Below are 19,436 nucleotides of genomic sequence, written 5' to 3'. Positions count from 1 at the left end.
GGCATTCCTCACACGTGGGCGCAGGGCTGCGGGTCACAGCCATCGGTCCGGCAGTTGCAGGAGAACCCGCCGGCGGGCCAGGACGGCCAGCCGTTCGTCGTTCTCCTCCATGAGGCGGATCTCGCCGGGGCGGATCTCGTCGGGATGCGGAGCGCGCAGCTCCGACAGGTAGGGCCAGCCGTCGACGAACTCGTCCTCGAACCTGGCGCCCGGCCATTCCACGCCCGCCGCGCCGATGAGCGGATTCACCCGCAGCCGGGCCCCGGGCGCGGGCACGGACAGGCATGGCGTGCGGGGCACGGACGGGTGCGACACGCCGGGCGGGCGCGACGGGCCGGACGCGGACGACGCGCCTTCGCGGACGAACGCCAGCGCCGGGGACGGCGGCGGCGACCGTGTGCTTCGCGGACGGGGGGCGGTGGCCGTCAGGGCGGCCTCCGTCAGGTCGGCGTCGTCGTAGACGAGGTCGGGTTCGATCAGGTCGCGGTACTCCTCCGGGGACAGCGGGCTGCCCGGGGAGTGGTTGGGGTGTTCGGCGTTGTGCACGTGTCCCAGGAGGAGCGCGCGTCTCGACGAGATCCGCCGCATCTCGGACAGGACGTGCGCCTTGCGCCGGAAGTAGTGGAAGGAGTCGTGGGAGAAGATCACGTCCGCCACCGCGTCCACCAGAGGGAAGGTCGCGTCGGCGTCGAAGCAGACGAGCCGGGCTCCGGGACAGGTGTACCGCCGGGCCAGCCAGAGGTGGGAGAAGACCAGGTCGGATCCGAACACCGTCGTCCCGGCTCCCGCCGCCGTCCAGGCGTAGAGGAACTGGCCGAGACCGCACCCGATCTCGCAGACGACGTCACCGGCCCGCGCGTGCGTTTCGAGCAGCGCGATCCCGCTGAGGAAGGTCGGCAGGGACCACCGGTGCAGGAAGTACGGGGCCAGCGCGCCGTAGCCCAGCAGGTCCATGGTCTCCCGCGCGGTGAGGCCCGTGCCGATCGCCCGCAGGACGGAGGCCGGTTCCACGGCGGGGATCGTGTCGTCCTTGCGATCGGACAGCAGCAGGGCCAGTGCTCCGGCGCGGTCCCCGCGTGAGATCGCGGAGACGGCGGCCTCGCGCAGCTCGTCGCGTCCGACCCGCAGGTAGGGAATGCCCGCCAGGCACGGCCACAGGGTCTCGCCGTCGCCGAGCAGCCAGGGGCCCTCGGCCCGAAGGCTCTCGCCGTTGAGCGGGCTGCGCAGCAGCCCGGCCCAGTCGGCCGCGTACCGGGTTCCGGCGCTCATCCGAGAACCTCCAGCAGGGCGAAGGGCAGGCACAGGCCCGAGTCGTTGGTGAGCACCGGGCGCCCGTCCAGCATCGCCACCCGGGTGGAGAGCGGGTCGGCGGGCGGGCCGGGAGACGCCCCGTGCGTGACAGGCGCATCGGGAGACGCCGCGCGCGTGACGGGCGGGCCGGGAGACGCCCCGTGCGTGACGGGCGGGCCGGGAGACGCCCCGTGCGTGACGGGCGGGCCGGGAGACGCCGCGCGCGTGACGGGCGGGTCGGCGGGGGGCGCGTAGTCGTGGAAGACATGGCGGTGGCCCCGCGCGTCGAGGTATCCGGCGAACGAGGCGCGCGAGTGCACGTTCCACCCCGGGATCCAGCCCCTCTCGCCGTCACCGGCGCCGTCCCGGTCGCCGGCGTACCGCAGCCTGACCAGCACGTCGACGGGCCTGTCGTTGAAGGGGCCGAACAGCAGGGCCCTGCCGCCCGGGGCCACCAGGCGCATCACGTTGTCGAGCCAGCCGTCGAGCCGGTCGAAATGGCTGTGCAGGGTGAGCATCGTGACGAGGTCGTACCGGCCGGTGGGCAGCGACTCGCGATCCGAGATGTCCGCGTGGAGGAAGTCCGCCGCCGGCACGTGCGCCGCCGCGTACTCCGCCAGCGGCGCCAGGGCGTCGATCCCGGTGCAGCGGACGCGCGGATGCCGGGAGGTGACGAAATGCAGGAACGCGCCGTTCGCGCAGCCGATGTCGAGGAGCGAGACCGGCGCCCCGCCGGCCGCCGGTCCGAACGCGTGGGAGGCGACGAAGGGGAAATAGGGACGGTGGTTCAGCGCGGGCGGGCGGTTCAGATATCGCAGGTCGATTTCGCGGACGCTTCTCGCGGATTCGAAAGGCCGATCGACGTCGCCGGAGAGAACCGGGCCGGTCATGGGAATCCTCCTGGTCAACGCGAAAAGAGGGTGAACGGGCCACGGTGCCCGCCGTTCGCCTTCGCGGTACGGTCACGAGAAACGGCGGCCGAGCACGGGACAACAGGGGGACGTCGTTCTTTCAGGGCCGGGACGTCCTTCTCCGGCCGCCCGGCCGGCTTATCGGATGTGCCTGGTGGTCCAGCAGCCGGGTGCCCGGGTTCAGAGCCGTCAAAAGGCGTTCCACGCCGATTCCGAAACCCGCCAGCGGGGGCAGCCCGTACTCCAGCGCGCGAAGGAACTCGTGGTCGATCCTCTTGTCCCGCCCGGTCCCCACTCCCTGTGACACGAAGCGTTCCCGCTGCCGGGCCGGGTCGGTGAGTTCGCTGCACCCCTGGCTCACCTCGGTGCCCATGACGATGAGCTTCCAGGCCTCCGCCACCCTCTCGTCGCCGGGGGAGGGCCGGGCCAGGATCGCGGCGTCCCTCGGCAGGCCGAGAACGAACGTGGGCCGGAGCAACCGGGGCTGGACCACCTTGCGCAGCAGCAGCACGGCGATCCGCGCCGGCGAGTCGCCGGGCCCGTGGGCCACGCCACGGGAATCGGCGGCACGACTCAGCTCCTCGCGCGGGCTTTCGGGGCCGATGCGAACGCCGAACTCGCGGGAGAGCAGGTCGTACATGTCCTCCCTGGCGAACGGCTCCCGCAGCGCGTCGTCCTCACCGGTCGTCTCGCGGGCCGCGCCGCGCAGCATGTCCTCGACCAGACGGGCCATCCGCATGTGGTCGGCGTGGGCCATGTATCCCTCGAAGAGGGTGAACTCCGGGAAGTGCGCCGCATCGACGCCCTCGTTGCGGAACGCGCGGCTGATCTCGAAGAGCCGCTCCAGGCCGCCGACGACCAGTCGTTTCAGATACAGCTCGGACGTTCCCCCCAGGTAGAGGTCCGCCCCCCAGGCGTTGAGCCGGGTCACGAAGGGACGCGCGGTGCCGCCGTGCACCGGCTGGAGCAGCGGCGTCTCCACCTCGACGAAGTCGTCGTCGTGCAGGTGGCGGCGCAGGTGGCGCAGGATCGCGTCCCGGCCGCGTATCCGGTCGAGGAGGGCGCGGTCGGCCAGCATCTCCTCGTAGCGCGGGCGCGGGCGGCGGCCACGGGTCCTCTCCGGCAGGGGCCGCAGCGCCTTGGCGGCGATGCTCCACGCGTCGACCCGGACGGACAGGGTGCCGCTCCGGCTGGTGACGACCTCACCCTCGACGACGACGTGGTCCCCCGGGTCGACGTGCGCCTTCCATATCCCGTACGCGTCGCCCGTGGTGTCCCTGGTGAGGATGAGCTGGATCTCCTCGCCGTCGTCGCGCAGGGTCGCGAAGCACAGGTGCCCGAAATCCCGCAGGCCCACCAGGCGACCGGCCGTCTTCACCTTTCTTCCGGTCTCTTTTCCCGGTGGCAGCCCGACGAACTCGGGCAACAGGTGACGCAGCACCTCCACGCCACTCTCCGCAGGCGGATAAGGGTCTATCCCGGCCTTTCGCAGACCGGCCAGCCTTTCCAGGCGCTTCCCTGTCTGGTCGACCGAAATCACATCGTCGAACGTTTCTTGGATTTGGCGGTCTTCAGACGGTTTTCCCAAGCGACTTGGCGTCCTTCGTGAGTTTCGGCCGGACCGTTATCACTTTCGCAGCGGTCTGGCACGGGTCGTTCCCTGCATGACCCTGACCTTCGTCGACACCCTGTGGAATGTCAATGCTTAAGTTTTTCCGGCCGACGGGAAACGCGTCTACCAGCGGTTACACGGCGCCCCCGAAGGGTTTCAGGTATTTCCACCCGCGTATCCCGACCTTCGGCCCTCACCCGGCCCGCCGGTGACACACGGGCGCGTTCGATGTCGTCCTCCCCGGTTCCGGATGTGCCTCTACGACCGTCCGGCCGCGGCCCGGCGTGTGGGCGCCGGGCACCGCCGGGCGGGTCTCGGGGCCGTTCGGCGACGAATCCCCCGAACGACCGGAACTCAAGGCCGCTCTCGCCCGGGAGGAGCGCGTTCGAGCGACCTTCTCCCGTTCCCGCACGCACAGCCGTGGATCTCGTCGGCGATCTCGCTCAGGGTCTGACGGTGACCTCGGCCAGACGCGCCCGCAGGTCCCGTACGGGAGGACTGGCCGCGTGCGCGACGAGATCGCCGGCCAGCGACGACAGACGCCGGCGGATCCGCGCGGAGCTCAGGCCCCGATCCATCAGGTTCATCGTCTCCTGACCGGCGGCGACGGCGTGGTCCACCTCTCCGCACGCCAGCGTGGCACCGGCCAGGCGCACCAGGGACATGCCCCGGTTGCGGGTGAACTCCGCGCTCTGGTCGCGTCCCGCCCGTTCCAGCAGCCTCACGGCGCGCCTGTGCTGGTGGGCGTCGGCTCGCGCCATGCCCTCCAGGCAGGTCAGTTCGGCCTCGTTGAGAAAGGCGATCCAGTAGGGGTCGTCGTCGGCGGTCCCCCGCTCGAAGGCCGTCCACGCCTGCTTGACCGCGCTCTCGAACGCCGCCTCGTCGCCGCCGGCGGCGTGCCCGTGCGCCTCCCTGATGGCGATCAGCGCCATCACCCGGGGCGGCGCCGTCCTCGCGTACGGCCGCGTACGCCAGGTGAGGGCGCGCCGGTGGGCGGAGCGGGCGAAGCGCACCGCCTCCCTCGGTGCGCCGAGGTCGATCGCCTGGCGGGCCAGGACGGTCAGGGTGCGCGTCGCCAGGGAGGTGTCGTCATCGAGCATGGCGGCGTTCAGCCCCTCCGACAGGTGGACGCGCGCCTCGGCCTGCCGGTCGGCGTCGTAGGCGTACCAGCCGAGTGACGTGGTCAGCCGGCCGGCGATGAGGGTCAGTTCCTCACCGATCGCGTCGCTGTAGGTCCCCTGCTCGTACAGGTAGCGCACCAGCCCCAGGTGGGCGTGGGCGGTACGCCACAGGACCTCGCTGCCCAGGCGCTGGTCGATCGCGTCGTGATCGCGGGCGGTGGCCTTGAGCAACTCCACCTCGTCGATCCCGACCCTGGGGCCGTCGGAGTCCAGGGAGGCGGCCGGGGCCGTCCAGGGCGGCGGGCCGGGGACGGCGGCGGTGCTCGTCGCCGCGTTCACGGCGAACCCCCTGCGGTGGGAGAGGGCGCCCGCCCGCGTGTCGTGCCGTCCCGCGGCCGTCCTGGACACCGCGGTCAGGGTCGTCCCGTCCGGCGGTGGAACGGCAGGGGTGAAGCCCAGCTCCACGGGAGACCGCTTGAAGTACTCCTGCAGGACCCTGCGGTGCGCCGGGCGGGGATAGGGCGGGTCCGCGCTCTCCCACCGGCGGATCTGCCGGGCGCTGAACCGCACCTCGCGCGACAGCTTGCCGGCCTTTCGCATCACCTCGGCCACATCGGAAAGTTTCTCCGCCAGCCCTTCCTGAGTGAGATGAACGTCCTGTCGCGCACGCTTGAAAGACCGTTTCTCGTCCCTGCCCTGACGCATTCATCCTCCCGACTGATCGACCGTTTCCGAGCGTAACGGAGTTCGGCGCCGTCAAGCGCGGCGCTGACGAACCGTGATCGAAGGAATTGCGGAACGTCCGCGTAAAGGCCACCGGAGGACCGCTCAACGGGCGCCGCACGGCCGCTTCGGAGGAGATAAGACCTGTTCATCGCCGCACACGGGCTGTTCAATGACAGGCCTGTCAAGCCTGGTGTTCGCGGATCGCATTACCGGAGAGGAAGCGCGCAATGCCCGTTCTCCGCGGACCGTCTAAAAGCAGTGCCCGCTATAGGTGCGCCTTCGCGGTTCCCGCGCCGGTCATTGTCCCGCGAGGCTCCGGACATCGCGGGGTGACAACCTCCGGACGGCCGGGTAAACCCGCACGGCCTTTTCCCGCCGGCGGGCGCGCGTCCCCGGGCCGGGCCGGCCGTCGCACGGTCCGGCCCGGTCTCCACACGCCGGCCGTCACCCGGCCCGGCCTCCGCACGACCTGACCGTCACCCGGTCCGGCCGTCACCCGGTCCGGCCCGGGAGGCCGCACCGCGCTCTCCCCGCCGGGCGACGGTCGTCCACGCCCGCCCCCGGCATCTCGTCTCTCATCCTCGGAGTTCTCCTTGCGTTTCCCCATACGATTGATCACCGCACTGACCGTGCTTCTGACGGCGTCGACCGGCTGTGCCCGCGAGGCGGCCCCCGTCCCGGACGGGGGCCTGGAGAAAGCCTCCATCAAGGTGGGTGCCCTGGCGGTCCCGGACTCGGCACCGCTCTATCTGGCCAAGGCCCGCGGTTACTTCGCCGACGAGGGGCTCACCGTCGCGATCGAGCCCACCCAGAGCGCCGCCCAGGCCTTTCCCGCCCTTGAGGGCGGCACCCTGGACGTGGCCCTGGTGAACTACGTCAGCACCTTCCAGGCCGTCACCAGGGGCGCGACGTTCAGGGTGGTCGCCGACGCCTACCAGGCCGCGCCCAAGACCTTCGTCGTCATGACACTGGACGACTCGAAGGTCAAGAGCATGGCGGACCTGAAGGGCAAGACCATCGGGGTCGCGAGCCGCAGGAGCATCGGATCGCTGACGATCGCCGCCGCGCTGGCCACCCACGGCCTGAGCGAGAGCGACGTCGAACTCCTGGAGTTCCCCCTGCCGGACATGGTCGACAAGCTCCGGCGGGGGATCATCGACGCCGCCTGGCTCACCGAGCCGTTCATCACCCAGGCGACCACCACCCTGGGCGCCCGGCTCGTCCAGGACATGACCGCCTCCGACAGCCCGACCGCGGACTTCCCCGTGGCGGGATGGGGGATCACCGCGGCGTACGCGGCCGAGAACCCGCGTACCGTCGCGGCGTTCCAGCGCGCCATCACCCGCGCGCAGCGGCTCGCCGCGGGCGACCGCAAGGCCGTCACCGACATCCTTCCGACCTACACCAGGATCCCGCCCGCCGTCGCCGGCGTCATCGCGCTGGGGACCTACCCGGTCACCCTCGAGGCGGGCCGGCTGCAGCGCGTCGCCGATCTGATGCACTCCTACGAGGGGTACCTCGACGAGGGCGCCACGGTCGACGTGAACGCGATACTGGTGCCCCTGCCCGCCGGTGCGACCTCGGCGGAGCGACAGTGACGATCACGCCCGACACCGGGTCGCCGGACTCCGCCGGCACCCCCACCGCGTCCCCCGCCCCTGCCGCGTCCCCCGCCCCTGCCGCTCCCTCCGCGTCTCCCGCCGTCCCCGCTCCCGGTCACCCCCGCGAGGTGATCCAGGCCGTCATCGGGCGTCACTGGCTGGCGTGCGGGCTGCTGGCCTTCGTCGAGGTGGGGGTCGCTCAGGCCCTGGCCGGTGAGCGCCTGGGCGTCGCGCGGCTGGCCGCGCGGTGCCATGCCGACCCGGACTCGCTGACCTGGCTGCTGCGGGCCATGGCCCCGGCCGGCCTGGTGGCGGCCGACGGGGACGAGTGGTACCTGCTCCCTCCGGGAGAGGCGCTCGTCGACGACCGCCCTGACTCCCTGCAGTCGACCGTATGGCGCCACGGAGACCCCGCCTACGGACAGATGCTGCGGACGCTGCCCGACAACGTCGCCTCCCGTCCGGCGGCCGTGCCCACCTTCTCCCCCATCGGTGCCGCGCTCGCCGACGGCGGCGGCACCGATGCCACCGACGCCGCCTCACCGTCGACGACGGGCGGCGAGACGATGGACGCGCGACGGCACATCCTCACCATGCTGAACGCCTTCGGTGACTTCGCCGCCCTGCTCGTCGCCGCGCGGCAGGACTGGGCCGGGCACCTGTACGACGGCCCGCTGCCCCTGCTCGACCTCGCCGGACGCCTCGGGGCCCCTCCCGGCGACATCGAGGTGATCGCACACGCGCTGGTCGAACTCGGCGTCGTCGCGTCGTCACCGGAGGAGGGCTACGCGCTCACCGACGCGGGCCGTACCCTGCACGACGACCGGCCCGACTCGATGCGGACGGCGGTGCTGATGGGCGCCGACCGGGTGTGGTGGGAGGCGATGTGGAGCCTGTCCACGGCCGTGCGCACCGGCAGGCCGTCCCTGCCGCCCCCCTACCGGTCCGGGTACGAGTACCTGGCGGACAATCCCGACGCCCAGCACCTGTTCGACCGGTTCATGACGCACCGCAGCGCCCCGATCGCCGAACGGCTCGGTGCCTGGGCCACCACGGCGACGGTGCCCGACGGGAGCGTCGTCGTCGACGTCGGCGGTGGCCGCGGCACGCTCCTGGCCGCCGTCCTGTCGGCCCGCGACACCTGCCGCGGGGTACTGGTGGAACGTGACGTGGTCATCCCCCAGGCTCGCGCCTACCTGGCCGGACACGGCGTCGCCGGCCGGTGCGAACTCGTCGCCGGGGACTTCTTCACCGACCTCCCGGCCGCCCGGGACGTCTACCTGCTCGGCAGCGTCCTGCACAACTGGGGCGACACCGACGCCCTGCGCCTCCTGCGCGCCGTTCGCGCGGCGATCGGCGGCGGCTCCAGCCGGCTGCTGTGCGTGGAGGCGCTGCTCCCCGAGCGGCCACGATCGGCCGCCTCCCACAACGCCCTCCTGTACGGCATCAACCTGCGGATGATGAGCCTGTTCCCCCAGGGCCACGAACGCACCGGCACCGAGTACGAGGCACTGCTGCGCGAGGCGGGCTTCACGGTCTCCTCCACCGCGTCCCTGCCCCACGGCCTCACCCTCGTCACCGCCGAGCCTGCCGGCACCTGAGCCCACGTCCCGGCGGACCCGGCCCGGCCCGGCACCCCGGGCCGGGCCAGCCCCGCCCGGCACAGGCCGGCCCCGCCCCGCACGGGTCAGGCCCGCCCCGCACGGGTCAGGCCCGCCCGGCACGGGTGAGGCGCCAGGCCGTCGCCAGCCACAGCAGGCCCCAGACGAGGAAGAACGGCGACCAGAGCATCAGGTCCCAGCGGGCCAGGTACCGGCCCAGTTCGGCGTCCTGGTACGGCGACGGCTGCAGCCCCGTGAGCACGAGCGTGTCGCCGACGAACCCGTAACCGACCGGGCCGAACGCCCGTACGACCATGAACACCCCCGCCGTCCACGTCACGACGAGCAGGAGACGTCGCGGCACCCGCCGCCCCCACGGGCGTACGGCCGCGAGCGCGACGAGGATGCCGGCGACCGCCACGGTGAACATGATCCAGTGACTTGCCACGAAGAACGGGTCCCTCGCCAGGAGCCGCTGCCGCAGCTCGGGCGGGAGCGGGTCCCTGTCCGCCAGGGCGTTCGCGCCCAGCGCCTGCGCCAGTTTCATGAGTCCGTAGGCGGCGGTGCACACGCAGACCGCGTACGCCGCGTACGCGGACGGCCCCGAGCGCACCCGGTCGACGGCGACCGGCCGTTCCGGACGCGTCACGACGCCGCGTCCCCGCGCCCGCCCGGAAGCCTGATGACGACGAGGCCCCGGTCGAGGTCGACGCGGTCGTGGGGCGGCGCGCCGTCGGACCCGTCGTCGCGAAGGACCGACCGCACCTGCCGGTGCTCCAGTTCCGTCCTCTTCGTGCCGTGGAAGGCGGCCGTGAACTCGTCGAACCCGGTCGCCGACAGGGACGGGCCGGAACGACCGCGCAACCATGAGATCAGGTCCGAACCGGTGACGCGTCTCCACAGCCGATCCAGCACGGCCACGGCGAGCAGCAGGAGCACCAGCGCGGGAAGGGCGGTCGCCATCGCCGTCATGCCGCGTCAACGATCCGGCGACGTCGCCGGTTCCCTCCGGAAACCACCCGCACGCCCTCCGGCCACGGACGGTGACACCGGAGGAACGCGAGACTTCCACGGGTCGCCGGAACGGCCGGCTTGACTCTCCAGTGGCTGGAAGGTCGATGCTGATGTGGTGAACGACCGCGACGACCTGCTCACCATCGGACAGCTCGCCGATCGCACGGGCCTGCCGGTGCGGACGATCCGCTTCTGGTCCGACATCGGTGTCATCCCGCCGACGTGCCGGTCGGCCGGCGGCTACCGCCTGTACGACGCGGAGGCCGCCGTCCGGCTCGACCTGGTGCGGACGCTCCGCGAGCTGGGACTGGACCTCGACACGGTCCGGAAGGTCCTGACGAGCCGGTGCACGGTGGCCGAGGTCGCGCAGGCACATGTGCGGGCGCTGGACGTCCAGATCCGCTCCCTCCGGCTACGCCGGGCGGTGCTGCGGTCGATCACCCGTCCGGAGAGCACGACCGAGGAGATGATTCTCATGAACAGGATGGCACGACTGTCCGCCAGGGAACGGCAGCGGATGATCGACGACTTCGTCGACCGCACGTTCGACGGCACGGACGCCCAGGCGCCGGGGGCGCACATCGCGGGCCTGATGCGGGGGCTCCCGGAGTTACCGGACGACCTCACCCCGGAACAGGCGGAGGCCTGGCTGGAGCTCGCCGACCTCGTGGCCGACACCGGCTTCCAGGAGAGCGCGCGCCGGATGGCGGTGGCCGGCTCCGCGCCGGAGAACGCGTCCAGGCAGCCGCTGCCGTTCGACTCCGCCCTGGTCGTCGAGCACGCCGGGAGTGCCGTGGCCGCCGGTGTCGCCCCCGGGTCGGCCGAGGGCAGGGCGTTCCTGGACCGGATCGTGGACCCGGCCCTGCCCGCCGAGGACCGCGGCCGGCTCGCCGACGAGGTGGAGACGTTCACCGACCGGCGGGTGGAGCGGTACTGGCAGCTCATGGGCGTGCTCAACGGCAACGCGCCGTTCGCGCCCGTCGCGCACGTCTTCGAATGGTTCATCGCCGCGCTGCGCGCGTCCGGGAACTGACGACGCCCCGTCGACCGGCCGGGAAGGGTGGATCCGCCCTTCCCGGCCGGTCGTGCACGTTCAGGCGGATCAGTCCCGGGCGTACGCGTTCAGGAGAGTTCGTCCCGGTGGCGCGCGTTCAGGCGAGTCCATCCCGGTCACGCGCCTTCAGGAGAGCCCGTCCCGATCGCGCGTTCAGGCGGATCCCCCGCGGCGGCGGGCCGACCACCACCGCGCGAGGCGCGTGACCGCCCACGCCTGGAGGAACCCCGCGGCCATGAGGAGCAGGATGAACAGGGTCGGGCTCGCCGCCCCGGCCAGCAGCAGGTCCCACCCCTGCAGGACCAGCCAGCCGAGGGGGAACGTCAGGTACAGCAGCGCCGCCCCGGTCAGCAGGATCGGGTCCTGCGCGGTCAGCAGGATCACGATCGAGGACAGGCCCAGGATCAGCACGAGCCCGCAGTAGGCGAGCACGAGACATCCGACGGGACCGGGCTTGCGGGGCTTCGTCATCCTGGCTCCCTGCTGTGACCGGACGGGCCCGCCGAGCGTACCCGCGAGCCCGGCCCGGCGGACCGGAGGCGCCACATGTTACCTCCGGGTAATGAGAATTGCGCCGCCTTCTCATTCTCGGTACCTGACCGTACGCTGCCCCGAAGCGGACGCGAGAGAGCTTGGAGCGGGCCCGGGAAAGCTTGGAGCGGGCCCGGGGCGAGTCCGGGGCGCGATCACCGCCCGGGCGGTCCGCCGACGCCGTAGATCGCGCTCAGCAGGGGCATGGTCAGGGCGGCCATCTCGGCCGGGGACCGCGGGCATCCGCGCTGGAGCCAGTCGGTGACCACGCCGATGAGCGCCCCGGCGGCGAACGCGGCGGGGACGTCGTGCGGGATCTCCGGCGAGGACCCGTCCCGCTCGGGAAGGTCACCCCCGGCGAGGGCCTGGCGTACGCGGTCGTGGACGCCCGCGGTGACGCGACGGCGGATGTGGTCGGCGACGCGCGCGCTGCCCCGCGGCCCGAGCAGGCCGCGGTAGAGCCCGGCGTGCGCGGCGAGGCTGGCGAAGAACGCCTCCAGCGACCGGCTCGCGTCCTCCGCCACGTCCACCGCGTCCGGGCCCGGTCCTGGCAGGGAGCCGATCAGGTCGTCGATCATCGCGGTGCAGGCGGCCTCGGCCAGCTCGTGGACGTCCCGGTAGTGGTCGTAGAAGGTCGAGCGGCTCACCCCGGCGCGTTCGGCGACGTCGGCCACGCTGATCCGGGACAGGTCCCGCTCCTCGACGAGCCGGATCAGCGCGTACGCCAGGGCGGCGTGGGTGCGGCGCACCCGCCGGTCACCCGAGGGGGCACCGCTCGTTCTGCTGGTCGCCACGTCCCCTACTTTACCTTCTCACTACATTTGTAGGTTTTCCTACAGCTGTCGGTTAATCTGACGGCTAGCGAGTGAGGAGAGCGACGACATTCACGCCATCCGTTCACGAGGAGATGCCGAATGAGTACCAGCGAGCAGGTCCTGAGCTACCCGATCTCCAGCGACGCGGCCCTGGAGCCGCCCGCGGAGTGGGCGGAGCTGCGCCGGCGGTGCCCGGTGAGCCACGTGACGCTGCCCAGTGGCGACCGGGCGACGTTGCTGACCCGCTACGAGGACGTCAAACGGGTGCTCGCGGACCCGCGTCTCACCCGCCAGCTCAACGCGCCCGACGCGGCCCGGCTGTCCGCGGACGGGGGCGGGGTCTTCAGCAGCGAGATGGCGCAGATCATCCCCGACGGGGGTGAGGAGCACCTGCACTGGCGGCGCCTGGTCGTCAAGTGGTTCACCGCCAAGCGCATGGCCGCCCTGCGGCCCGTGATGACGGAGATGGCCGACCGGCTCGTCGACGACATGGTCGCGCGGGGCAGGTCCGGTGACCTGCGGGCCGCGCTGGGCTTCCCGCTGCCGGTGTACGTCATCTGCGACATGCTCGGCGTGCCGGCGGCCGACCGGGACCGGTTCGCCTACTGGTCCGACACCCTGCTCAACCTCACCCGCTACGGTCAGGCCGAGATCGAGGCCGCCCAGGCCGAGTTCTTCGAGTACATGTCCGGCCACGTCGCCGCCAAGCGCGCCGAGCCGGGCGAGGACCTGCTGAGCGAGCTGATCGCGGTCGGCGGCCCCGAGGACGGCGGGCTGACGGACACGCAGATCCTGGTCACCGGCATGGCGCTGCTGGTCGCCGGCCACGAGACCACCGCCAACATGATCGGCAAGATGGTCTGCATGCTGCTGGCCGACCGGAGCCGGTGGGAGCGGCTGCTGGCCGACCCGTCGCTGGTGCGCACGGCGGTGGAGGAGTCCCTGCGTTTCGACGCCAACGCGGGCATCGGCCTGCCGCGCTACCTGCCGGTGGAGACCGAGGCCGGCGGCACGGTCCTGCCCCGCGGTACCACCGTGATCTGCAGCATGGCCGCCGCCAACCGCGACGAGGACGCCTTCGAGGACGCCGCCGCGATGGACCTCGGCCGCAGCCCGAACCCGCATCTGGCCTTCGGCTCCGGTTCCCACTCCTGCCTGGGCCAGGCCCTGGCCCGCACCGAGCTGCAGGTCGTGCTGGAGGTGCTGCTGCGCAGGCTCCCCACCCTGGAGCTGACCGTGCCCGCCGAGGAGCTGGAACGCGTGGAGGGCCTGGCCGTCGGCGGCCTGCGGACGGTCCCGGTCCGCTGGTGACCGGTCCCCGGGCGCCGGGCGGCGGACGTCACGCGCCGGAGAGGCGGGACTCGATGCCGTCGGGGAGGGCCTGGAGGCCGTACTCGAAGGTGTCGTCGGGGGCGGCGGCGTAGTTCAGGCGGACGGCGTCCCCAGGCGGGCGCGCAGCCGGGGGAAGTCCTTGGCGGCCTCGCCCGCCCTGCTCAAGGCGGCCGAGGACGGCTTCCCCGCCTGGACGTGGACCCTGCAGAAGGTACGGCACGTCGTGGGGTTCGGCGCCTCGATCGTGGTCCTGGTGGCGACGTTCGCCGCCTGACCCGCGAACGCCCACCCCGGCCGCCTCGCCACCCGGCGGCCGCCCCCTCCCGCGTGACCCCCGAGACCCGCGAGACCCGCGAGACCCGCGAGACCCGCGAGACGCGTATGCCGCACATGAAGCGCGTGGCGCCATCGTGACGTCACCCCCGCCTCACGGTGCCAGGACCATCACCTCACACACCATCCCCACAGGTGAACATCCCTCCGCACGTCCTCCCCTCCCGCAGCCCAGGACGTCGGCCGCGGCCGGAAAATCGCGATGACGTCACGAAAAACGCGCCGCACCTTGAAATGGCGTCATTGTGACGTCATAGTGGCGTCATGGACCTCACGCCCTATGTCGACACCCTCCGGCGCGATCTGGCGGTCGCCGCCGAGGCGGGCGGCCCGGACGCCCGCGCGCTCGCCGAACGCCTGATCGCACCGCTCGAATCGTCCGTCCGGCTCGCGCTGCTGGAGGCGCTGTCGGCCGCCGCGGGTGAGATCACCCGTGATCTCGCCCCCGGCTCGGTCGACGTGCGGCTGCGCGGGCGCGACCTCGACTTCCTCGTGACACCGCCGGGCGCCGACCGGTCACCGGGCGAGCCGCGCGCGAGCAGCCTGAGAAGCGCGCTGGCCGGCGCGGTGGAGGTCGCGATGGGCGTCCGGGCGCCCGTCCCCGAGGAGCCGGCGGAGGGCGACGAGGGCGGCACGTCCCGGATCTCGCTCCGCGTCCCCGACCACCTCAAGCCGCGCATCGAGCGGGCCGCCGGGCGGGAGGGGCTCTCGATCAACGCCTGGCTCGTGCGGGCCGTGTCCGCGGCGCTCGAACCCGGCGACGCGGGCCGGCGCCCCGGCCAGGGTGACGATCCGGGGACCGGCCGGCACTACACCGGCTGGGTACGCTGACGCGCCCCGCGCCCCGCCGGACCGCCCTCGGTACCGTCCCCCGGCCGTTCCCCGGGTCGTCCCAGCGGGCGCGGCCACGAGGCTCGTCCCGCCGGTTCGTCCCCGTCACCGCTCATCGCCCGTCCCCGCCGCCGGGACACCCGCCACCGTTCACCTGTGAGGGCACCGTCATGCCGACGTTCGACACCCCGGAACCGGTCCACGCCGTCATCGAGCTCGCGGTCGCCGACGTGCGGATCCACGCGAGCGACCGTACCGACACGGTCGTGGAGATACGCCCGAGGGGCGGGTCCGGAGACGCCGGCCCGCAGGATGCCGAACAGATCAGGGTGGAGTACTCCCGGGGCCGGCTGCTGGTCAAGGCGCCCGCGCCCACGCTGCGTTCGTGGTTCCGGTGGGGAGGCTCCGTCGAGGTGCGGATCCACCTGCCGTCGGGCTCCCACGTCGACGCGAGGACGACCGGGGACCTGCACTGCGAGGGACACCTCGGGGAGTCCAGGTTCGAGACCGCCGACGGCGACATCTGGCTCGACCGTACGGACAGGCTGCGGCTGAACACCTCCGGCGGCGACGTCACGGTGAGCCGGTCGGCCGGGCACACCGACGTCACCACCGCCAACGGCGACATCCGGATCGGTGAGATCGACGGCGCGGCGACGATCAGGAGCGCCAACGGTTCCATCACCCTCGGCGAGGTGACCGGTGACCTGCGGCTGAAGACGGCGCACGGGGACATCACCGTCGACCGGGTGCTGGCGGGCGTCGACGCCAGGACCGCGCACGGCAGCGTCCGGATCGGCGAGGTGGTGCGCGGCCCGGTCGTCCTGGAGACCACCAGCGGCGAGATCGAGGCCGGCATCCGCGAGGGCACCGTCGCCCACCTGGACGTGAGGGCCGAGTACGGCGCCGTGAACGTCCTCCTGAAGCCGTGCGAAGGACCCCGCAGGGGCGACGAGACCGCCGAGGTGCGCGCCCGGACCTCCAACGGCGACATCGTGATCCGCCGCACCCCCCGCTGACCCGTCACCGCTGGGTTCACCGAGCCCGCCGAACCGACCCCGCCGCACCGGACCCGCCGCACCGGACCCGCCGCACCGGACCCGGCGACGCGCCGGGACCCGGCCGGCCTGCCTCCCACCGCTCGCCCGGGTTCGCCGGGACCTGACAGAGGAGAGACCCATGCCCCCCGCGATAGTGGCCGAAGGCCTCGTCAAGAAGTACGGCGACGTGATCGCCCTCGACCGGCTGAACCTGTCGGTCCCCGAGGGCACGGTGTTCGGGCTGCTCGGGCCGAACGGCGCCGGTAAGACCACCACCGTGCGGATCCTGACCACGCTGCTGAGGCCGGACGCCGGCCGCGCCACGGTCGCGGGACTCGACGTCGTCCGCGACGCCCGGCGGCTGCGCTCCCGCATCGGCGTCTCCGGGCAGTACGCCGCCGTCGACGACCACCTCACCGGCGCCGAGAACCTGGAGATGGTGGGACGGCTCCACCACCTGGGCACCGGGCGCAGCAGGGAGCGCGCGCACGAGCTGCTGGAGCGCTTCGACCTGACCGGGGCGGCCGACCGTCCCGTCCAGGGCTACTCCGGGGGCATGCGGCGACGGCTCGACCTCGCCGGGGCGCTGGTCGCCGCCTCGCCGCCGGTCTCAGCGACGGCCGCGGAAGGTGCGGCGCAGGTCGTCGACCCAGGCGCCGGGGACCTCCCAGGGGATGAAGTGCCCTCCGTCCTCGTGGGCGGTGAGGTTGACGTGGTCGTACCAGGCGGCGCGGTCGCCGGAGAGCCAGCTCTGGACGCGCTGCTCGGGGGTGGTGACGCCCGGCGGGTTCTCGTGGCCGACGAAGGTGATGCCGGTGGGGGCCTCGACGACCGGCCACCGGCCGTGGGAGGGGGTCCAGGGGTAGCGGTTGGCGTTGGCGTAGTAGCGCATCGAGGTGCCGATCGCGTTGTTCACCCAGAAGATCGTGGCGTGGGTGAGCAGGTCGTCCTTGGAGAAGACGTTCTCCACGTCGCCGCGGTTGTCGCTCCAGTGGTCCCAGCGTTCCAGGAGCCAGGAGAGCAGGCCGACCGGTGAGTCGGCGAGCCCGTGGGCGAGGGTGTCGGGGGCGAGGACCTGTGCGGCCAGGTGGACGGCGAAGCGCCGCTCCAGGGAGACGAGCCGCCGGCGCGCGGACTCGGGCAGGTCCTCGGGGATCGGCTGCCCGCCGCTGAGGTCCCAGGCCCGGTCGCCGTTGAAGAGGGTGAGCTTCTGGCCGGAGCCGATGTGGACGGCGTGCAGGGCGTCGGCGTACTTGTGGCCGAGCTGGCCGGTGACGAGGGCGCCGATGTCGCATCCGGCGGCGGCGTACCTCCGGTGGCCGAGAACGTCGGTCATCAGGGTGTGCCAGAGGTCGGCGACCTTCCAGAAGTTCATGCCGGAGTGGTCCGGCAGCGGGGTGGAGAAGCCGAAGCCGGGCAGGGAGGGGACGATGACGTCGAACGCGTCGGCCGGGTCGCCGCCGAAGGCCGCCGGGTCGGCGAGGGGATCGACGACCCTGGACCAGTGCCAGAAGGTCCACGGCCAGCCGTGCGTGAGGACGAGCGGCACGGGGGCGGGTCCGACGCCCGCCTTGCGCATGAAGTGGACGGGAACGCCCTGGACGTCCACCCGGTAGTGCTCGTAGGCGTTGATCGCGGCCTCGGCCGCGCGCCAGTCGTGGTGGTGCAGCCAGTGGTCGGCGAGCTCCCGCAGGTAACCGCTGTCGACGCCGTAGTACCCGTCGCGGTCGCCCGTGCCGTCGGGCCACCTCGTGAGGCGCAGCCGGGTCCTGAGGTCGTCGAGCACGGCGTCGGGGACGTGCAGGGGTGTGGGTTCCAGCGGGAGGCGGGCCGTGGCTGCCATGGGGTTCCTTTCCGGGGCGTACGAGGTGGACGCGGCGAGCGCGCGGGTCAGCGTTCGACGTCCATGAGCGCGGCCATCCGCGCCAGGGCGGGCAGCGCGGTGCCGACGGCGTGCCGTTCCTCGGGGGTGAGGGTCAGGGCCAGCCGCGCGAGCCGGTCGACGCGGTCCTGGCGCCGGGTGTGGACGATCCGCGCGCCGGCCGGGGTCACCTGGACGAGCACCGCGCGGCGGTCCTCGGGGTCGGGGCGGCGTTCCACCAGCCCGTCGCGCTCCAGCCGCGCGACGAGCTGGGTGACGGCGGGCTGGGTGATCTGCTCGGTCGCCGTCAGCGCGGTCAGCCGCATGGGGCCCCTGCCGGCCAGCGTGTGCAGGACCGACAGCGTGGTGAACGTGTGTCTCTCGGCCGACGGGAGCCGGATGAAGCTCCGGATGAACTCCTCCAGGACGCCGGCGAGCTCGCCGGCGTCGAGATCCTGCCGGTTCCGCGATGTCATGGAGGGAACGTATCAGTTATTTATATAAATCACTTATATGATTTTCGTACGACGACCCGGGACCGGCGGCTCACCCGTACCTGTGGACGCTTTGACCATCCTGAGTTACTTTTCCCGACATGAGCCTTAGATCGTTCATGCGCCCCCTGTCGGTCCTGTCGGTGCTTTCGGTGCTTTCGGTGGTGTCGGTGTCCTCGGTGCTCTGCGTGACCACCGCGAACGCCGCACCCGCCGGCGCGGACACCTCGGCCCCCCGGCTCGGCTGGGACGTGAGACCGACCGGCGTGACCTCCCGCCTGCGCGGCCTGTCGCCCGTCAGCCACGACGTCGTGTGGGCGTCGGGCAGCGAGGGCACGGTCCTGCGCACGGCCGACGGCGGGCGGACCTGGTCGAAGGTCGGCCCGCCCGGCACCGAGGCCCTGCAGTTCCGCGACGTCGAGGCCCTCGGCCCGCGCGAGGCGGTGATCCTGTCCATCGGCCAGGGCGCCGACTCGCGCGTCTACCGCACCGGGGACGCCGGCCGCACCTGGGCGGAGACGTTCCGCAACGACGATCCCGCCGCCTTCTACGACTGCCTGGCCTTCTTCGACCACCGGCACGGGCTGGCGATGAGCGACCCGGTGGACGGGAGGTTCCGCATCCTGTCCACCGACGACGGCGGCCGGAGCTGGCGCGTCCTGCCCTCCGAGGGGATGCCCCCGGCGCTTCCCGGCGAGGCCGGGTTCGCCGCCAGTGGCCAGTGCCTGACCACCTCCGGCGGGCGCGACGTCTGGCTCGCCACCGGCGGCGCCGACCGCTCCCGGGTGTTCCACTCCGCCGACCGCGGCCTGACCTGGACCGTGAGCGACACCCCCGTCCCGGCCGCCGATCCCGCCCGCGGGGTCTTCGCCCTCGCCTTCCGCGGCCCCCGCCACGGCATCGCGGTGGGCGGCGACTACCGGCCCGACCAGCAATCGCCGATGGCCGCCGCGCTGACCCGGGACGGCGGGCGAACCTGGCGGGCCTCCGCCGCCGCGCCGCCCGCCTACCGGTCGGGGGTGAGCTGGCTCCCGTTCCCGCCCTTCGCGGCCGTCGCGGTGGGCCCGTCCGGCAGCGACGTGACGCTCACCTCGGGGCGTACCTGGACGACCTTCGACACCGGCTCGTTCGACACGGTCTCCTGTACGGTCCGCGCGGGCTGCTGGGCGTCGGGAGAGCAGGGCAGGGTGGCCCGGCTGCGACTGGGCTGACGCCGGCCCCGCTCTCCCTCCGCTCCCCGGAGCCCGGGCGGGCCAAGGACCGCCCGGG

General features: G+C 72.7%; 18 protein-coding genes and 1 pseudogene. 9 read left to right on the top strand and 10 right to left on the bottom strand.

Annotated elements, in window-relative coordinates:
- Positions 1-33 precede the first annotated feature (33 nt).
- The 4 genes from ACLQ2R_RS29705 to ACLQ2R_RS29690 form a co-directional block, all read right to left on the bottom strand.
- Complete coding sequence (locus ACLQ2R_RS29705) at positions 34-1,269, bottom strand: class I SAM-dependent methyltransferase (protein ID WP_425964187.1); 1,236 nt, start codon at positions 1,267-1,269, stop codon at positions 34-36.
- Positions 1,266-2,180 carry a methyltransferase gene (locus ACLQ2R_RS29700; RefSeq protein ID WP_425964185.1) on the bottom strand — a complete coding sequence of 305 codons (915 nt, stop codon included), beginning with the start codon at positions 2,178-2,180 and terminating at the stop codon, positions 1,266-1,268. Before ACLQ2R_RS29700 ends, ACLQ2R_RS29705 begins: the two co-directional genes overlap by 4 nt.
- A gap of 121 nt (positions 2,181-2,301) precedes the next feature.
- On the bottom strand, positions 2,302-3,648 hold the full coding sequence (locus ACLQ2R_RS29695) for an amino acid--tRNA ligase-related protein (protein ID WP_425964183.1): 1,347 nt from the start codon (positions 3,646-3,648) through the stop codon (positions 2,302-2,304).
- A gap of 608 nt (positions 3,649-4,256) precedes the next feature.
- Complete coding sequence (locus ACLQ2R_RS29690; protein ID WP_425964181.1) at positions 4,257-5,546, bottom strand: hypothetical protein; 1,290 nt, start codon at positions 5,544-5,546, stop codon at positions 4,257-4,259.
- A 743-nt stretch (positions 5,547-6,289) separates the two neighbouring features.
- Here ACLQ2R_RS29690 and ACLQ2R_RS29685 point away from each other — a divergent pair.
- Positions 6,290-7,258 carry an ABC transporter substrate-binding protein gene (locus tag ACLQ2R_RS29685; RefSeq protein ID WP_425964179.1) on the top strand — a complete coding sequence of 323 codons (969 nt, stop codon included), beginning with the start codon at positions 6,290-6,292 and terminating at the stop codon, positions 7,256-7,258.
- Positions 7,255-8,862 (top strand): methyltransferase, encoded by a 1,608-nt coding sequence (locus ACLQ2R_RS29680; RefSeq protein ID WP_425964178.1) that lies wholly within the window; start codon positions 7,255-7,257, stop codon positions 8,860-8,862. Before ACLQ2R_RS29685 ends, ACLQ2R_RS29680 begins: the two co-directional genes overlap by 4 nt.
- A gap of 106 nt (positions 8,863-8,968) precedes the next feature.
- On the opposite strand, the gene ACLQ2R_RS29675 is transcribed toward ACLQ2R_RS29680, so the two are convergent.
- Together ACLQ2R_RS29675 and ACLQ2R_RS29670 are read right to left on the bottom strand one after the other, a co-directional pair.
- On the bottom strand, positions 8,969-9,511 hold the full coding sequence (locus ACLQ2R_RS29675; protein ID WP_425964176.1) for a DUF3995 domain-containing protein: 543 nt from the start codon (positions 9,509-9,511) through the stop codon (positions 8,969-8,971).
- Positions 9,508-9,834 carry a DUF6191 domain-containing protein gene (locus ACLQ2R_RS29670; protein ID WP_425964175.1) on the bottom strand — a complete coding sequence of 109 codons (327 nt, stop codon included), beginning with the start codon at positions 9,832-9,834 and terminating at the stop codon, positions 9,508-9,510. Before ACLQ2R_RS29670 ends, ACLQ2R_RS29675 begins: the two co-directional genes overlap by 4 nt.
- 157 nt (positions 9,835-9,991) lie before the next feature.
- Here ACLQ2R_RS29670 and ACLQ2R_RS29665 point away from each other — a divergent pair, with 157 nt between their 5' ends.
- Positions 9,992-10,909, top strand: a complete 918-nt coding sequence (locus ACLQ2R_RS29665; protein WP_425964174.1) for a MerR family transcriptional regulator — start codon at positions 9,992-9,994, stop codon at positions 10,907-10,909.
- A gap of 174 nt (positions 10,910-11,083) precedes the next feature.
- Here ACLQ2R_RS29665 and ACLQ2R_RS29660 read toward each other — a convergent pair whose 3' ends face one another.
- Together ACLQ2R_RS29660 and ACLQ2R_RS29655 are read right to left on the bottom strand one after the other, a co-directional pair.
- On the bottom strand, positions 11,084-11,401 hold the full coding sequence (locus tag ACLQ2R_RS29660; protein WP_425964173.1) for a hypothetical protein: 318 nt from the start codon (positions 11,399-11,401) through the stop codon (positions 11,084-11,086).
- A gap of 215 nt (positions 11,402-11,616) precedes the next feature.
- Entirely contained in the window at positions 11,617-12,255 is a 639-nt protein-coding gene (locus tag ACLQ2R_RS29655; RefSeq protein ID WP_425964171.1) for a TetR/AcrR family transcriptional regulator, read from the bottom strand.
- 120 nt (positions 12,256-12,375) lie between these two features.
- Between ACLQ2R_RS29655 and ACLQ2R_RS29650 the strand changes: the two genes are divergently transcribed.
- From ACLQ2R_RS29650 to ACLQ2R_RS29630, 5 genes and pseudogenes are all read left to right on the top strand, one after another.
- Entirely contained in the window at positions 12,376-13,587 is a 1,212-nt protein-coding gene (locus ACLQ2R_RS29650; RefSeq protein WP_425964169.1) for a cytochrome P450, read from the top strand.
- A gap of 160 nt (positions 13,588-13,747) precedes the next feature.
- Positions 13,748-13,882, top strand: coding sequence for a hypothetical protein (locus tag ACLQ2R_RS29645; RefSeq protein WP_425964168.1), 135 nt, complete (start codon positions 13,748-13,750; stop codon positions 13,880-13,882).
- Positions 13,883-14,205: 323 nt separating this feature from the next.
- Positions 14,206-14,772, top strand: coding sequence for a hypothetical protein (locus tag ACLQ2R_RS29640; protein ID WP_425964167.1), 567 nt, complete (start codon positions 14,206-14,208; stop codon positions 14,770-14,772).
- Between the two features lie 170 nt (positions 14,773-14,942).
- Positions 14,943-15,791, top strand: a complete 849-nt coding sequence (locus ACLQ2R_RS29635) for a DUF4097 family beta strand repeat-containing protein (RefSeq protein ID WP_425964165.1) — start codon at positions 14,943-14,945, stop codon at positions 15,789-15,791.
- A 160-nt stretch (positions 15,792-15,951) separates the two neighbouring features.
- Positions 15,952-16,404: pseudogene (locus ACLQ2R_RS29630) on the top strand (ABC transporter ATP-binding protein); the annotation flags it as partial.
- An 18-nt stretch (positions 16,405-16,422) separates the two neighbouring features.
- Here the strand turns inward: ACLQ2R_RS29630 and ACLQ2R_RS29625 are convergent.
- Positions 16,423-17,655 (bottom strand): epoxide hydrolase family protein, encoded by a 1,233-nt coding sequence (locus tag ACLQ2R_RS29625; RefSeq protein WP_425964164.1) that lies wholly within the window; start codon positions 17,653-17,655, stop codon positions 16,423-16,425.
- 47 nt (positions 17,656-17,702) lie between these two features.
- A complete protein-coding gene (locus tag ACLQ2R_RS29620; protein ID WP_425964162.1) occupies positions 17,703-18,149 on the bottom strand; it encodes a MarR family winged helix-turn-helix transcriptional regulator in 447 nt (148 codons plus the stop codon).
- 119 nt (positions 18,150-18,268) lie between these two features.
- Here ACLQ2R_RS29620 and ACLQ2R_RS29615 point away from each other — a divergent pair, with 119 nt between their 5' ends.
- Positions 18,269-19,378, top strand: a complete 1,110-nt coding sequence (locus ACLQ2R_RS29615) for a WD40/YVTN/BNR-like repeat-containing protein (RefSeq protein ID WP_425964160.1) — start codon at positions 18,269-18,271, stop codon at positions 19,376-19,378.
- The last annotated feature ends 58 nt before the right edge of the window (positions 19,379-19,436 follow it).

Source organism: Streptosporangium sp. DT93 (assembly GCF_049844535.1).
Taxonomy (GTDB): Bacteria; Actinomycetota; Actinomycetes; order Streptosporangiales; family Streptosporangiaceae; genus Streptosporangium.
The sequence above is the reverse complement of the archived record's forward strand: the minus strand, read 5'-3'. Positions and strand labels throughout refer to the sequence as shown.

Coding starts and splice junctions, on each gene's coding strand:
- ACLQ2R_RS29615 (WP_425964160.1), top strand. CDS start 18,269: ATGAGCCTTAGATCGTTCATGCGCCCCCTGTCGGTCCTGTCGGTGCTT.
- ACLQ2R_RS29660 (WP_425964173.1), bottom strand. CDS start 11,401: ATGACGAAGCCCCGCAAGCCCGGTCCCGTCGGATGTCTCGTGCTCGCC.
- ACLQ2R_RS29620 (WP_425964162.1), bottom strand. CDS start 18,149: ATGACATCGCGGAACCGGCAGGATCTCGACGCCGGCGAGCTCGCCGGC.
- ACLQ2R_RS29670 (WP_425964175.1), bottom strand. CDS start 9,834: ATGACGGCGATGGCGACCGCCCTTCCCGCGCTGGTGCTCCTGCTGCTC.
- ACLQ2R_RS29650 (WP_425964169.1), top strand. CDS start 12,376: ATGAGTACCAGCGAGCAGGTCCTGAGCTACCCGATCTCCAGCGACGCG.
- ACLQ2R_RS29705 (WP_425964187.1), bottom strand. CDS start 1,269: ATGAGCGCCGGAACCCGGTACGCGGCCGACTGGGCCGGGCTGCTGCGC.
- ACLQ2R_RS29625 (WP_425964164.1), bottom strand. CDS start 17,655: ATGGCAGCCACGGCCCGCCTCCCGCTGGAACCCACACCCCTGCACGTC.
- ACLQ2R_RS29700 (WP_425964185.1), bottom strand. CDS start 2,180: ATGACCGGCCCGGTTCTCTCCGGCGACGTCGATCGGCCTTTCGAATCC.
- ACLQ2R_RS29640 (WP_425964167.1), top strand. CDS start 14,206: ATGGACCTCACGCCCTATGTCGACACCCTCCGGCGCGATCTGGCGGTC.
- ACLQ2R_RS29635 (WP_425964165.1), top strand. CDS start 14,943: ATGCCGACGTTCGACACCCCGGAACCGGTCCACGCCGTCATCGAGCTC.